This is a genomic window from Dietzia sp. SLG310A2-38A2, from assembly GCF_014145095.1.
Taxonomy (GTDB): Bacteria; Actinomycetota; Actinomycetes; order Mycobacteriales; family Mycobacteriaceae; genus Dietzia.
The window spans coordinates 1-14,937 of sequence record NZ_JAALDX010000145.1 but is presented as its reverse complement, the minus strand read 5'-3'; the positions used below and the strand labels follow the sequence as shown (position 1 = coordinate 14,937).

Genomic DNA, 14,937 nt, shown 5'->3' with positions numbered 1-14,937 from the left:
CTCGGTTCGGCCGCCTTCGACCGGCCCGAGGACCACTGGCCCCGGCGGTGGGCGCGGGCGTACGTGGAGTTCGCGGCGGGGGAGAAGCGCACGTACCTCAACGGGCTGGGGTTGAAGATCATCCCCACCGTCGGCTGGGCGGAGCGTGGCGGCGGGGACGTCGGGGGCCACGGCAACTCCGTCCCGCGATTCCACGTGACCTGGGGTACCGGGCCCGAGGTCGTGCGCGTGTTCGAGGAGCCGGTCCGCACGGCCGCCGCCGAGGGACGGGTGCGATTCGCGGTGCGTCACCGCGTCGACGAGATCGTGGTCGAGGACGGGCGGGCCGTGGGCGTCCGCGGCGCCACCCTCGTCCCGTGCGATCTGGACAGGGGCGTGTCCTCTCCCCGCGAGGAGACGGGGACCTTCGAGTTCAGGGGCGGCGCGGTGCTCGTGTCCTCGGGCGGGATCGGTGGCAACCCGGACCTCGTGCGCCGGTACTGGCCGTCGGACCGCCTGGGCGACGCGCCCGGGGATCTCATCCTGGGGGTCCCGGAGCACGTCGACGGTCGCATGCTCGAGATCTCGGGCACGGCCGGGGCGAACCTCATCAACCGCGACCGGATGTGGCACTACACCGAGGGGGTTGCCAACTTCGCGCCCATCTGGCCCTCGCACGCCATCCGCATCATCCCGGGCCCGTCGACTCTGTGGCTGGACGCGACGGGCGCGCGGATGCCGGTGCCGCTGTTCCCGGGTTTCCACACCACCGCCTCCGTCGAGGCCATCCGCCGGACCGGGTACGACCACTCGTGGTTCATCCTGGACACGGCCATCGCGGAGAAGGAGTTCGTGCTCTCGGGCTCCGAGCAGAATCCGGAGATGACCGACAAGGTGGTCAAGAAGTTCCTGTCCCGCGCCAAGAAGGGACTGCCACCGTCGGTGGGCGCATTCGCCGAGAAGGGCGTGGACTGGGTGGTGGCCGACTCCCTGGAGGAACTGGTCGCCGGGATGAACGAGTTGGTCCGCGAAGGCGAGCCCGAGCTGGATGTGGAGAACGTACGCGAGTTCGTCCTGTCGATGGACGGCCAGATGGACAACCCCTTCGCCAAGGACGCGCAGGTGCAGGCCATCCACAACTCGCGCCGCGTCCTCACCGACAAGCTCACCCGTATCGCCAAGCCGCACAAGCTCCTCGCGGACTCGGGCGCCGGCACGGGATCCGCAGCCGGCTCCGGTGGCCCGCTGATCGCGGTCAAGGTGCACCTCATGACCCGCAAGACGCTGGGTGGGATCGAGACCACGCTGGACTCCCAGTGCCTGCGCCCCGACGGTGAACCCTTCCCCGGCCTGTACGCGGCCGGGGAGGTCGCCGGCTTCGGGGGCGGAGGGGTCCACGGGTACAACTCGCTCGAGGGCACCTTCCTCGGCGGCTGCATCTTCTCGGGGATGAAGGCGGGCCGGGCGATGGCGCGCGAGGTCTGACCGAGGTGGGCACAGTGACTGAGGTGACCTCCTCCGCGACCAGGATCGGGATCGCCGGGGCGGCGGTCGTCGGTGTCGCCTTCGGTATGGCGCGGTACGTCTACGGACTGACACTTCCTGATATCCGTCAGGAGCTCGGGCTCTCGGAACTGGTGCTGGGTCTGGTCGCCAGTGCCACGTTCGCCGGTTACCTCGCGGGTCTGGTCCTCGCGGGTCCGCTGGCGGCGCGTCGCGGTGCGCGTGCGCCCACCACCGTCGGCGGGGTCTGTGGCGCGCTGGGTGCTGCGATCGTGACGGTCGCACAGTCGCCCGGGCTCCTCGCGGCGGGAGCGGTGCTGTGTGGCAGTGCGGGCGGCTGGGTCTGGGCACCGTACTCCGACATCGTGACCCGGACGGTGGCCCCCCGCCTCCAGTCCAGGGCGCTGGCGATGATCACCACGGGCACCGGCGCCGGGCTGATCGCGCTGGGTGGGTTGGCGGTCATCGCCACGTACACGTCGTGGCGTCTGGTGTGGGTCGGCGTCGCGGTGGCAGCGGTGATCGCGGCGATCGTGAACCTCCTCCTCGTGCCGCGCACCGACCCGACCGGACGCCCGCGTGAACAGCGAGATTTCGCGACCCTGGCCAGGGCCCTCCCGGTCCCCGCCGGCTACTCGGTCGTCTACTTCGCCGTCGTCGTCATCTACTTCACCTACGCCGCAGACGTCCTCGGCGGCACCGACCTGCCGGCGCTCGCGGTTCCGGTGATCTACGTCCTGATAGGCGCCAGCGGCCTGGTGGCACTGACCACCGGCGCCATGGCGGGGCGGTGGGGCAGCCCCCGGGTCGCCGCGATGTGCCTGATGATCGTGGCCCTGGCGTTGGTGCTGCTGGGCGCGGCCGGCGACTCCCTCGTCGCGACCGTGGTCTCGGCGTGCGTCTTCGGTGCGGGGTACATGACCGGCTCGGCGGTGCTGGCGGTGTGGACCGCCGAACTGGTGCCGGATCGCGCCGGAGCGGCGTTCACGACGTGCCTGGTCGTGGGCGCCGTGAGCTCCGTCGTCGCACCGGGGATCGCGGGCACCGTGATCCCGACGATAGGGCTCGGAACGCTACTGCTGATCAGTGCCGCGATCTCCCTGGCCAGCGGGGTGGGGCTGGTGCTGCTCGGCGGAACCCGCAGGAACGCCACCGCTCCCGTGGCCTGAGCGCGGCGGCCCCGGCACCACTGTGTCTCTCAAACCACCGTGCGGCACGGGCTCGTGCGCAAGGGTGACAGATATGCAGAGCGCAGGTGACGTCATGGGCCTCCTCGATCCGTCACGTGTGTCGCCGGGGATCGGACGTATCGGGGACTCGTCGTTCTACGCCGTCCGGTCCTGGGACCTGATGGTGGAGGCGACAGCCCGGGTCGAGGACTTCTCGTCCAACCTCACCGCGACGATGGTCGTGGCGCCGGACGGGCAGGTCACCGAATTTCCCGTCGCCGAACTCGGGTCCCCCGTGCACGTGTTGGCCACCGCGGACGGGAAGATCCACCGGGCACACCGGTCACTGGTCATGCCGTCGATCACCCCGCGCAAGCTCCGAGCCTGGAGACCGGTCATCGACACCCGACTTCGCGAGCTGTGGGCGGAGGGCCACCGGGACGGCGGCATCGACTGGGTGAAGGACATCGCCGAACGCCTCCCGGCCTCGGTCGTCGCCACCCTCATGGGTCTGCCCCAGCAGGACGGCGACGCGCTGTGTCACTGGGCGTTCGCCAGTACGCGGATGCTGGACGGGATGGTCACGGCCGACGAGCTCGACGACTCGGTCCGATCCGTCGGGGAACTGATCGAGTACCTCTCCGACAAGCTCACAGAGGCGCGCGGCACGCGCCCGGCGTCGGTGCTCGGCGACCTCGCCCGACTGGTCGACGACGCCGATATGACGCACGAGGTCGCGGTGCAGGTCCTGGTCCAGCTGGTGGCGGCGGGGATCGAATCGACGGTCGGACATCTGGGGTCACTGGCCTGGCGTCTGGGGCAGCACCCGGAGTGGCTGGATCCACTTCGGTCGGACCCCGCCGCGCGCCCGCTCTTCATCGAGGAGACGCTCAGGCTGGAGGCGCCGTTCCGGGGGCACTACCGCCACGTCGTCAGGGACACAGAACTCGGCGGGGTCGGTCTCGCCGCCGGCACACACCTGTTCCTGCTCTGGGGCAGCGCCAACCGGGACGACCGACAGTTCAGCCGACCGGGTCAGTTCAGGCCGGACCGGGGGGAGGGCTCGCACCTGTCGTTCGGGCGCGGCATCCACTTCTGCGTGGGCGCAGCGCTCGCACGGATGGAGTCGCTCGCCGCTCTCGACTTCCTCCTGGGCCTCGACTCCTTCCCCGAGATCGATTCCTCCCACGCCGAGTGGCACCAGAGCCTGCTGGTACGACGCCTCCGGACGCTCAGCCTCCGGGTGTGAGACTGCGGCGCCGATCGCCCCACCTCGACAGGGCCGCGTCCACGTCCGTCTTCCCCGGTGGTGGGGCTGCTCCGCGGGAGGAGCTCATCCGAGGGGCGGCGGCGGGCATCGGGTAGCCCCCGGCGTCGACGAAAGCCCCCCGTTGTGCCGCGTGGTCGTGGAACGTGGCCTCGCGGAGCGAGAGCACCGGTGTGACGCACGCGTCCAGCTCGTCGAAGACCTCGGCCCAAGCGTCGCGTTCGCGCGAGGCGAACCGTTGCCCGAAGATCTCGGTCAGAGCGTCCCAGTTGGTGTTGTCCCAGCGATTCGGCAGAGCGGCCGGATCCAGCCCGAGCCCGCGTACGACGCGGTCGTAGAACACGTCCTCGAGCGCTCCCACCGCGATGAACCGGCCGTCGGCGCACCCGTAGGCCCGGTAGAACGGCGCCGACCCGTCGAGCAGGTTGGTGCCTCGTCGGGGGGACCACCGGCCGGCGTGCTGCCATGAACGGACGAGACCCGTCAGGGAAACGGTGCCGTCGACCATCGCCGCATCCACGACCTGACCCCGGCCGGTCCGCTGCCTCTCGTGCAGGGCGGACAGGATCCCCACCAGCAGGAACATCGACCCCCCACCGAAGTTGCCGACGAGGTTCAGCGGCGGCGACGGCGGTCCTGAGGCCGGTCCGAGCTGCCCCAGGGCGCCGGACAGTGCCAGGTAGTTGATGTCGTGTCCGGCCACGCGGGCCAGCGGTCCCTCCTGACCCCAGCCGCTCATGCGGCCGTAGATCAACCCCGGGTTCTCCTGCTGCCACACGTCGGGGCCGAGACCGAGCTTCTCCATCGTGCCGGGACGGGATCCCTCCATCAGCACGTCAGCTCTCCCCACCAGCTCGCGCACCCGGCGCAGCCCGTCCGGGTCGGTCAGGTCGACCGCGACCTCGGTCCTGCCCCGGAGCATCCCCGAGTTCGCGTCGTCGTTGCCGTCGTCGGCACCCACCGGGACGGGTCGCACCACGCGGATCACGTCGGCGCCCAGGTCCGCCAGCATGAGCCCCGCGTGCAGCAGCGGCCCGATGGCCTCCATCTCGACCACCCGGACGCCGTCCAGAGGTCCGCCGTGCAGGTTCCCGGCTGCCTCGTCCCGCACGCTCACCGTCCGGTGGTGAGGGCCGGGGCCGACCCCGCGCGGACCGGCTCGGTATGGAAGTCCGCGGGATCGACCTCGTTGGTCATGGCCCAGTAGTCGTTGATCCGCCAGGGGAGTACCGACACGACGCGACCATCCGGGTTGCGGTACCAGTTCTCCATCGCGGGATGGGTCCACACCATCTGCGCGTGTTGCCGATCGACGGCCTCGTTGTAGCGATCGTTGACCTCACTGCGGCACTCCATAACGCCGAGGTCCTGCGAACGCATCAGCTCCACGGCATCCATGATGTACCTGACCTGGCACTCCAGGATCGTGATGAAACTCCCCCCGTGGCCGAGGCCCGTGTTGGGCCCGGTCATGATGAAGAAGTTCGGGAAGTCGGGAACCGTGATCCCCAGGTAGGCCCGCGCGTCGTGTTCTCCCCAGATCTCCCGAGTTGACCGGCCTGATCGACCCACGATGTCCATCGGGTGCAGGATCCGCACGCTGTGGAAGCCGGTCGCCATGACGATGATGTCCAGTTCGTGCTCGACGCCGTCGGAGTCGATCAGCCCGGTGGGTGTCACCGCCTGGACCCCGCGGGGGACCAGCGTGACCTGGGGCTTGCGCAGCATCGCGAACCAGCCGTTGTCCAGCAGCATCCGCTTGCCGAATGGGGGATAGTCCGGCAGTGACGCCTCGATGAGGTCGTCGCGGTCGCCCAGCTGATCGCGGAGGTAGCGTTCGTAGAACTTGCGGTGACCGTGGTTGGTCGCGTTGATCGAGGCGCTCGGTTCCGGCCACTCGGGGTCCACCTGGAGGGTCGGGTACACCTTGTCGTTGAAGATCCACGACAGCCTGGCCCGATACCACTCCCGGTACCCGGGGACGTGGTCCATCAGCCAGTGCACGTCCTCGTCGATGGGCGCGAAGTAGTCGTCGTTGGGGGCGATCCACTGGGGCGAGCGTTGGAAGACCGTCAGGGATCCGACACGGTCCGCGATGGCCGGCCCGATCTGCATGGCACTGGCGCCCGCCCCGACGATGCCCACCCTCTTTCCCCGGAGGGAGTCCGGATCGTCGAGCTCGCTCGGCCACTCGGCGGAGTGGAAGAGGCGACCTGAGAAGCTCTCCATGCCCGGGAAGTCCGGGACCTTGGGGCGGTTGAGCAGGCCGACCGCGCTGATCAGGATCGGCGCCTCCAGGACCTCCGACTCGCCGTCGGGCCGCCGGACCGTCACGCGCCAGGACTGCCCCGGCTCATCGAACTCCGCGCGCGTCACCTCGTGGCGGAAGCGGACGTGCCGCCGGATGTCGTTCGCCTCGGCGAAGTCCTCGAGGTAGCCCTGGACCTCGTCGCGCTTGCCGAAATGCGTGGACCAGTTGTGGGGGAACGAGGAGATCGAATAGAGGTGGCTGGGAGTGTCCACCCCGGCGCCGGGATAGCGGTTCTCCCACCAGGAACCACCGACGTCGTCGTTCTTCTCCAGGATCACGTGGGGGATCCCGGCACGGGTGAACTCGACGGAGGCCAGCATTCCCGCGATGCCGGCGCCGATCACGATGGCGTGGAGACGGTCGTCGGCTTCGGCGGCAGCCGGTGCGATCTGCGGCCCGTTGACGATCTCCGCCATCATCGGGGCGAAGTCCGGCGGCACGGTCTCACCGCAGGTGAAGTTGAGCAGCCGCTCGACGTCCGAGTTGCCCATCTCCCGTCGGGAGGGCTCGTCCGACTCCCACCAGCGCTCGACCGCGTCGACCAGCGCCTCCTGGATCTCTCCCTGGATCTCGTCCGGGAGGCCCCCGGTCGAGTTGTCGTCCATGCCCCGGCTGCGGGTGGGTTGGTAACGGGGGGCCATCCACCGCTCATCGGCCGTCAGCTCGAGCAGGACGGCGAGCATGGTCGGGACGTTGCCCCGGCGTACCGCCGAGCGGAGTCGGCGACGGTCCGAATCAGTGACTGTGGTCATACTCCGCAGACTAACAGCAGTTAGTCAGGCGGCCAAGGGGTTGGGATTCTGCTGCGGACAAGCTCGCGGAACGGTCGTGTGCGCCGGGGTTGACCGCGTCAGCCGACGATGCCAGTATGAGCCAGATCATACTAACGGCCGTAAGTAGTGCGGGAGAGCGAGAAATCATGGAACAGCCGGTACGCGTCGAGTCGAGTGTCACCGATCCGCGCCAGCCCTCGGGGGACGGGGCCACCCCGGACCGCTCCCTGACCTCAGCTCAGTCCGCCCTCCTGGGACGGGCGACATTGGGTGACCAGCTCCGCCGTCATGCGCAGAGCCGGGCCGGCAAGGCCGCGATCGTCTCCTACGCACCCGGTGGCGGTCGGACGGTGACCACCTACGGCGAGCTCGACCGGGGCGCCAACCGGGCCGCCCACATGCTCCTCGGACTCGGGGTCGCCCGCGGCGACCGGGTCGCGGTCATGGCGCGAAACCGTGTGGAGTCGGTCATCGCCTACTACGGAACCCTCAAGATCGGCGCCGCCTACTCCGGGATCAACGTGCTGTTGGGGGCGGGCGAGGTGGCGCAACAGCTCGCCCACCTCGAGCCCGCCGCGGTGGTCGTGGCCGCGGAGTTCCTCCCGGTTGTCCGGGCGGCGCTCGGTGAGTCAGAGAACCGGCCCGAGATCATCGTGCTCGACTGCACGGGACGCGACGGTTCGGAGTCCGTGAGTGCGGACGAGACGGGCTGCCACGATTTCGACCGCCTCCTCGGGTCCTCCCCGGACACGGAGCCCGAGTGTGACGTCGACGAGCTCGACCTCGCGATGATCGTGTACACGAGCGGGACCGAGGCCGCCCCGAAGGGGGTCATGTTGCCGCACCGCAACTATCTGATCTCCACCGCGCCCGCGTACACGTGGGGGCTGCGCTGCCTGGATGACGACGTCTGGCTGTTCGTCATGCCGTTCCACACCATCGCCGGGATCGGGTCCCTGACCTCCCTCATCCTGCTGGGCGCGACCCTCGTCCTGCCGGCCAGCCTCGCGCCGGCCGACGTGCTGACCATGATCCGGACGGAGCAGATCACGGTCCTGGCCCAGACGCCGACGTTCTTCATCTCCCTGGCGGACCATCCGGGCTTCGGGCCCGACGCGGTGGGGACCATCCAGCGGTGTCTGACCTACGGGGGGCAGGTCTCCCCGCGGACGGTGGACGCATGGCACCGCGCCGCCCCGATGTCGATCTGGGGAACCTACTGGGGCCAGTCGGAACTGACCCAGTTGGGGTCGGTCGGATGGTTCAAGCAGCTCGAGGACGTTCCCGGGCAGGACCCCACCTGGATCGGCAAGCCGGTCGGCCATCTGGAGGTCAGGGTGGTCGACGCCGACGGGAACGAGGCCGAGAGCGGGGAGCTCCTGTGCCGCACGCCGTCGGTGATGGCGGGGTACTACAAGGATCCGGAGAAGACCGCCGCGGTCCTCGACGGGGGCTGGCTCCACACCGGAGACATCGTGCGACGCGACGCCGAGGGCAACATGTTCTTCCTCGACCGCAACAAGGACATGATCAAGACGGGCGGATACAACGTGTCCTCCCAGGAGGTCGAGCGGGTCCTGCAGGCCCATCCCGGGGTGGCGCGCGCGGCAGTCGTCGGTCTCCCGGACGAGTACTGGTCCGAGGCCGTCACCGGTTTCGTCATCGCGGTCGACGGCAGTGATCTGTCGGGTCCGGAGCTGCGAGAGCACTGCAAGACCGTGCTCGCAGGCTATAAGGTCCCCAAGGTGATCACGATCGTGGACGAGCTTCCCACGGACCCACAGGGCAAACTGCTCAAGAGAGAGCTACGCCGCCTTCACGCAAAGGACTGAGACGCTGAACACCGAGCCCAGTAGACGCGACTCGATACTGGCCGCGGCGGCCGAGTACTTCGCCGAGCAGGGCTACCACTCGGCGGGGATGCGCGGCATCGCCGATTCGGTGGGGATCAAGGGCGCCAGCCTGTACAACCACTTCAGCTCCAAAGAGGAGATCCTCTACGCGATCGCACTCAAGATGACCCGGGTCCCGGTGGAGGAGCACCTGCTCGTCCTCGACGAAGCCGGGACGCCGGCCGAGCGGCTCACCTCACTGGTCGACGTCCACCTCCGCCACCTGGCGGTGAACCGGGTGGAGCATCTGGTGAGCCTGCGGGAGCTGTCCGCGCTGACGGAGGAACACCGTGAACGCGTGGTCGAGTACCGGAAGTACTACCAGCGGCGGGTGCGCGACGTGATCGCCGCCGGTATCCGCGCCGGGGAGTTCGGCGTCGACGATCCGCTGCGCGCGGCCGTCGCCGTCTTGGACCTCATGAACGGCGTGAGCTGGTGGCTGCGGGACGACTACGACATCGATGCGCTGGTCGCCACGTACGTGGACTTCATCGTCGACGGCATTCTCAGGCACCGGAGCGGGGTCCGCGGCGGCGCGGGCGAGGTGACCGGGTAGCGCTGCCGCACGCCGCGCCCGCGCAGACGAGACGGCCCCCTTTCGCCACAGGCGAAAGGGGGCCGTCTCGATCCGTGTCGCTGATCAGAGCGCTCGACGCAACAGGGGAACCAGCGCGTCCGCGTTCGCGATCGGATTGGGGTTGGTCCCGCACCAGATGTCCTTGAAGGTGTACGCCGCCAGGCTGGGGAGGTCGTCCTCGGACAGCCCGACCTCGTCCAGCGACCGCGGCATGCCGAGCCGCCGGATGAGCGAGTCGGCGAGCTCGTGCGCGGGCGTCTGCGGCTCGCCGAAGGCGACGCTGATCAGGGCCTGGCGATGGTCGTTGACCTCTCGGTTGTACTCCAGGGCGAAGGGCGCCATGACGCACGAGGTGTACCCGTGCGGGACCTTGAACGACCCGCCGAGCGCGTGCCCGACCGCGTGGCTGATGCCCATGTCGAGGCCCGCGACGATCGCGACCATCGAGGACCAGGCCCCGACCTGGCACATCCGCCTGGCCTCCAGGTCGTCCGCGTCCTCCTTCACCCGTACGAGGCCTTCGGAGAGCAGGCGGATGGCGTTCATCGCCATCCCGTCGTAGTACCCGTTCGACTCGAGGGAGCCCAGGGTCTCGAAGGCGTGGTCCAGGGCGCGCACCCCGGTCGAGAGCCACAGCCACTCCGGCGTGTGCCGCGTGAGCGCGGGATCGAGGATGACGGCCCGCGGGGTCATCGCCGGGTGGACGTAGCCCTCCTTGACGTTGGTCTTCTCGTCCGTCGATCCCGCCAGGGCGTTGAACTCGCCGCCGGCGAGGGTGGTGGGCGCCACGACCACGGGGATGCTCGGAGCCGAGAAGCTCGGGGCGGTCACCGAGGTGTCGGGATTGACCTGGAGGTGGTAGCCGTCCATATCGGACGCCTCGCGGATCCCGTGCTCCAGGGTGACCGCGAGGATCTTCGTCAGGTCCGTCGCCGACCCGCCGCCGACGCACAGCAGCATGTCCGGGTCCGCCTCGGCCGCGACCAGGGTCGCCGCGATGACGTCCTCACGGGGCACGTGGGGTCGGACCGCGTCGAACAGGCCGACGACGCGCTCGCCCAGGGCCTCGACCACCCGCTGGATCTCGTCGGTCTGGGAGTGCAGTGTCCCACTGCAGACAACGAAGACTCGGCTCGCGCCGAGCAACTCCGCTTCCTGTGCCGCGGCCTGCGCGACGGGGGTCCCGATGTGGACTCTCTCCATGGAGGACAGAGAGATGAGTGATGACTGCACGGCGGTACCGTCCTTCGTTGTGGTTCTCGACCCGTGGCGTCGGCCAGAGCGCTCCGGCACTCCGATGATGACGTCAGGGTTCGAGCGGTGATCGGGCGCAGCGCAGTTCTTCTCGTTCCGCCCGAGGCTAACGATGGTTATCCTACAACAAGATTGTGGCGTGGGCCACAGTCCGTGACGATCTGTCGCCGGCGTCGTGTCGGCAGGGCCTCTGCGCTGCTGTAGGTGCCGTGTGTACAGCGGTTTCGCGCGATCAGTTCCGTCTAGGCGCATGTGTCATTGCACCGTGCCGCACGCAACGGGCGTCGTTTGACGGCATCAGGCCCGTCTCGGTCGCCACCTAACAGTGGATCGCTCCATGGTGGAGAGGTGGCGGGTTCAGCGACTGCTGCTCGGAATCGTGGGTCTACAGTCTGTGGTCGTGACTGGTGGTGACAGGCGGGTGTGGCCGTCCGGGATACGGCGGTTGTCCGGGTGGGTGGTGTTGAGCCCGGTCCGGGTCGTGGCGATGAGCTTCGCCGCGGCGATCGTGGTGGGAACCGCGTTGTTGCTGCTCCCCGGAGCGGTCGAACCCGGTGGCAGTACCGGAGTGACGGAGGCGCTGTTCACGGCGACCTCGGCGATGTGCCTGACCGGGTTGATCGTCGTGGACACCCCTGTGCACTGGTCAGGGTTCGGGCAGGTGGTCATCCTCGCCTTGATCCAGGCCGGCGGCCTGGGCATCATGACCATGGCCTCGATGGTCGGACTGATGCTGGCCGACCAGATCGGGCTCAAGGCCCGGATGAACACCGCAGCCGAGGCCCGGGCCTCCGAGCTCGGCGACGTCCGCGACGTCGTCGTCGGCGTGATCCGGCTGAGCATCCTGATCGAGCTCGTCACCGCGGCGGCGCTGACCCTCCGTTTCGCCCTGGGCTACGACGAACCCGTGCTGCGAGCGCTGTGGCTCGGGGTGTTCCACTCCATCTCGGCGTTCAACAACGCCGGGTTCGCCCTCTACAGCGACAACATGATCGGGTTCGCCACCGACCCGTGGATCTGCGTTCCCCTGATGATCGCGGTGATCCTGGGCGGCCTGGGATTCCCGGTCCTGTTCGAGGTCGGTCGGCGATTGCGCCGGACGGCTCCCAGAAGCCGGTCGCGGGCGGGGTGGACCCTGCACACACGACTGACGGTCTCGGTCACGGCGGTGCTGCTGGCTCTCGGCTTCGGCGCGGTCCTCGCGTTGGAGTGGGCCCGCACCCTCCAGAGCTACAGTGCGGCACAGAAGGCCCTGGTGGCCGCGTTCCAGGGCGTGATGCCCCGGACGGCCGGGTTCAACAGCGTCGACTACGCGGACCTGGACGACGCGACGCTGTTGGTCACCGACGTGCTGATGTTCATCGGCGGGGGCAGCGGTGGCACCGCCGGCGGGATCAAGGTGACCACCTTCGCCCTGTTGCTGTTCATCATCATCGCCGAGGTACGGGGTGAGAGATCGGTGACCATCCTCGATCGTCGCGTGGACACCCGGGTGCAGCGGCAGGCGCTCGCGGTGGCGTTGATCGGAATCGGGCTCGTCATGACCTCGACGATCGTGCTGCTGGCCGGGACGCCTTTCGGACTCAACGAGCTGCTGTTCGAGGTCACCTCGGCGTTCGCCACGGTGGGGTTGTCCACGGGGATCACCGCAGAGCTTCCCCACTGGGGCCAGTGGATACTGATACTGCTGATGTACCTCGGGCGCATCGGTCCGATCACCATGGTCAGTGCACTGGCCGCGCGCCAGCGCGGCCGTCGGTACGACCTTCCCGCAGAGAGGCCCCTCATTGGCTAGACGACGAGCTCCCGATGCTGTCGTGGTTCTGGGACTGGGCCGGTTCGGCAAGTCCCTGGCCCTGGAACTGATGGCGCAGGGCGCCGAGGTCCTGGGCGTGGACTCCAGCGACGCCGTGGTGCAGAAGATCTCCCACCGTCTGACCCACGCGGTGGTGGCGGACACCACCGACGACGAATCACTGCGCCAGTTGTCGGTCCACCAGTTCGACCGGGCGGTCGTGGGAATGGGCTCCGATCTCGAGGCCAGCCTCCTCACCGCCTCGGTTCTCATCAACCTGGGCGTGCCCAACATCTGGGCCAAGGCCACCAGCAACTCCCACGCCAAGATCCTCACCCAGATCGGGGTCCACCACGTCGTGCGACCCGAGCACGACATGGGTAAGCGGGTGGCCCACCTGGTCCGGGGCCGGATGATCGACTACATCGAGTTCGACGACGGCTTCGCCATGGTCAAGACGTCCGCGCCGTCGTTCGCTCTCGACCAGCCGCTCGGGCAGAGCAGCATCCGCGCCGACTTCGGAGTCACGGTGGTCGCCATCAAACGCCCGGGGGAGGGGTTCACCTACGCCACCGCCGAGACGGTCCTCACCGCGGGCGACACCGTCATCGTCTCCGGCCGGGTTCGCGATACCGAGCGCTTCGCCGAACTGTCCTGACCCGGGACCGGGCCGCAACCGGGCTCGGCCTCCCGCGTCATCGCGGCGCTACTCCTGTGGGGGCACTACTCCTGTGGGACGGGGTCCCTTCGCGCGTGTCTCCGGCCCCGGATCACCCCGAGTTCGTAGGTGGCCAGCACGATCAGCCATAGCGCTGTGAAGGGGATGACGAACCAGAGCATCGCGGTGCTGAACGGCTCCAGGGCGTCGTGGTCTGACGCCTGGAGCACCACGTAGGCGATGTAGGCCGCGTAGAACCCGGCGAAGAGGAACCCCTCCCAGCGCTTGATCGCCATGCCGGTGAATGCGATGGGAAGGAGGGCCAGTGCCACCGCCACCATGATCGGTAGGTCAAAACGGATCGCCCCCGCCGCGACCTCGATGGGCGTGATGAGCGAGGTGACGCCCAGGACGGCACCGATGTTGAACATGTTGCTGCCGACGATGTTCCCGATGGCGAGGTCGCGCTCGCCCCGGAACGCGGCCACCAGGCTGGTCGCGAGCTCGGGGAGGGACGTGCCGATCGCCACCACCGTGAGGCCGATGACCAGATCGCTCATGCCCCAGGCCGCCGCGAGGTCGCTCGCCGCGGTGACCAACAGGCGCGCTCCCACGACCAGCATGAGAACGCCCAGCGCGACCATCGCGCTGCTCTTGAGCACCGAGTGCGACGTCCCATCCTCGGCAGAGTCCACGCCGACCGCGCCCTCCGCGTCCTCCGCGTCCTCCATGGCCGACCCGTCCTGCGCCGTGTCGGTCGGGTCGGCGCTGCGCCTGCGCGAAATGACCACTGTCGCCACGACGTACGCCACCACCCCGGCGAGCAGCAGCAGCCCGTCGAGGGAACTGATCACCCCGTCGAGAGCGAGCACCAGCAGGATGATCGAGAACCCCACCATAATGGGGATGTCGACGCGCACGATCCGGGATCTGGCGACCAGCGGGGCGATCAACGCCGTGAGCCCCAGGATGAGCAGGATGTTCGCGATATTGCTGCCGACGACGTTGCCGACCGCCAGGCCCGGGTGGCCGCTGAGGGCCGCGTCGACACTCACCGCGAGTTCCGGGGTCGAGGTGGCGAAGGCGACGACGGTCAACCCCACCACCAGCGGAGAGATCCCCAGGGTGACGGCCAGTCTGCCGGCCCCACGGACAAGTGACTCCCCGCCCGCGACGAGGAGGACGAACCCGACCGCGAGTGCGGCCACCGTCAGGGCGCTCATGGGAGATCCCGAGGGTCGGAGGTGGCGAACCCGGGCCCGAGGCGCCGAAGCGGAGACGCTGAGAAGTCCATGGACGCGATTATCCTGAGTCGACGGCTCGGCCGCTGCAGCACACTCGTCGGGTCAGCCGGCGGTGGCCACCGCCAGTGGCAGGACGGCCGGTGCCCCGGCGGAGCGCAGATGTCTGGCGGCCTCCGTGGCCGTCCAGCCCGTCCCGAACAGATCGGTGATCAACAGGACGGGCCCGGTGGGGTCGGTCGCGGGGCCGGTCAGCGTGCCCCACAGCTGAGCGACCCGGTAGGCCGAGTTCTGGGCGGTCACCGCGGGGAGCGCGGCGTCTCGGGTGAGCTCCCCGAGGTGGTCCATGCGGCCCATCTGCGCGAGCGCGCGGGCCAGACTCCCCACGAGGATCGGTCTCTCGCCCGTGAGCAGGGCCACCACGCCGGCGGGGCGCTCGTCCCACCCCCAGTCGCGCAGCACCGGAACGCAGGCACGGACCACCCAGTCGGGCGCCTCCTGGTCGGGCCCGGCGAGAA

At 69.1% G+C, this 14,937-nt stretch carries 11 protein-coding genes and 1 pseudogene; 7 read left to right on the top strand and 5 right to left on the bottom strand.

Annotation, left to right across the window (positions count from 1 at the left end; translation table 11 throughout):
- From G6027_RS05535 to G6027_RS05525, 3 genes are all read left to right on the top strand, one after another.
- Positions 1-1,464: FAD-binding dehydrogenase (locus G6027_RS05535; protein WP_182636133.1), on the top strand; the 1,464-nt coding region annotated here is incomplete at its 5' end.
- A gap of 14 nt (positions 1,465-1,478) precedes the next feature.
- On the top strand, positions 1,479-2,651 hold the full coding sequence (locus tag G6027_RS05530; protein ID WP_346995641.1) for an MFS transporter: 1,173 nt from the start codon (positions 1,479-1,481) through the stop codon (positions 2,649-2,651).
- 73 nt (positions 2,652-2,724) lie between these two features.
- Positions 2,725-3,900, top strand: a complete 1,176-nt coding sequence (locus tag G6027_RS05525) for a cytochrome P450 (protein WP_241726845.1) — start codon at positions 2,725-2,727, stop codon at positions 3,898-3,900.
- Here the strand turns inward: G6027_RS05525 and G6027_RS05520 are convergent.
- A complete protein-coding gene (locus tag G6027_RS05520) occupies positions 3,884-5,035 on the bottom strand; it encodes a CaiB/BaiF CoA-transferase family protein (protein ID WP_346995640.1) in 1,152 nt (383 codons plus the stop codon). The two genes, G6027_RS05525 and G6027_RS05520, sit on opposite strands and share 17 nt — an antisense overlap.
- Positions 5,032-6,981: an NAD(P)-binding domain-containing protein gene (locus G6027_RS05515; protein ID WP_182636131.1), complete on the bottom strand. Its 1,950-nt coding sequence runs from the start codon at positions 6,979-6,981 to the stop codon at positions 5,032-5,034. Before G6027_RS05515 ends, G6027_RS05520 begins: the two co-directional genes overlap by 4 nt.
- A gap of 167 nt (positions 6,982-7,148) precedes the next feature.
- Here G6027_RS05515 and G6027_RS05510 point away from each other — a divergent pair, with 167 nt between their 5' ends.
- Both G6027_RS05510 and G6027_RS05505 read left to right on the top strand, forming a co-directional pair.
- Positions 7,149-8,834 carry an AMP-binding protein gene (locus G6027_RS05510; RefSeq protein WP_241726844.1) on the top strand — a complete coding sequence of 562 codons (1,686 nt, stop codon included), beginning with the start codon at positions 7,149-7,151 and terminating at the stop codon, positions 8,832-8,834.
- A gap of 4 nt (positions 8,835-8,838) precedes the next feature.
- A complete protein-coding gene (locus G6027_RS05505; RefSeq protein ID WP_182636136.1) occupies positions 8,839-9,450 on the top strand; it encodes a TetR/AcrR family transcriptional regulator in 612 nt (203 codons plus the stop codon).
- An 84-nt stretch (positions 9,451-9,534) separates the two neighbouring features.
- Here the strand turns inward: G6027_RS05505 and G6027_RS05500 are convergent, their stop codons facing one another.
- Positions 9,535-10,704, bottom strand: a complete 1,170-nt coding sequence (locus G6027_RS05500; RefSeq protein WP_182636129.1) for an iron-containing alcohol dehydrogenase — start codon at positions 10,702-10,704, stop codon at positions 9,535-9,537.
- A 508-nt stretch (positions 10,705-11,212) separates the two neighbouring features.
- Here G6027_RS05500 and G6027_RS05495 point away from each other — a divergent pair.
- Both G6027_RS05495 and G6027_RS05490 read left to right on the top strand, forming a co-directional pair.
- Positions 11,213-12,520: a potassium transporter TrkG gene (locus tag G6027_RS05495; RefSeq protein WP_187702627.1), complete on the top strand. Its 1,308-nt coding sequence runs from the start codon at positions 11,213-11,215 to the stop codon at positions 12,518-12,520.
- On the top strand, positions 12,513-13,178 hold the full coding sequence (locus tag G6027_RS05490) for a TrkA family potassium uptake protein (RefSeq protein WP_182636126.1): 666 nt from the start codon (positions 12,513-12,515) through the stop codon (positions 13,176-13,178). Before G6027_RS05495 ends, G6027_RS05490 begins: the two co-directional genes overlap by 8 nt.
- A 65-nt stretch (positions 13,179-13,243) precedes the next feature.
- Here G6027_RS05490 and G6027_RS05485 read toward each other — a convergent pair whose 3' ends face one another.
- On the bottom strand, positions 13,244-14,401 hold the full coding sequence (locus G6027_RS05485; RefSeq protein ID WP_182636124.1) for a calcium/sodium antiporter: 1,158 nt from the start codon (positions 14,399-14,401) through the stop codon (positions 13,244-13,246).
- Between the two features lie 123 nt (positions 14,402-14,524).
- Positions 14,525-14,937: pseudogene (locus G6027_RS05480) on the bottom strand (recombinase RecQ); the annotation flags it as partial.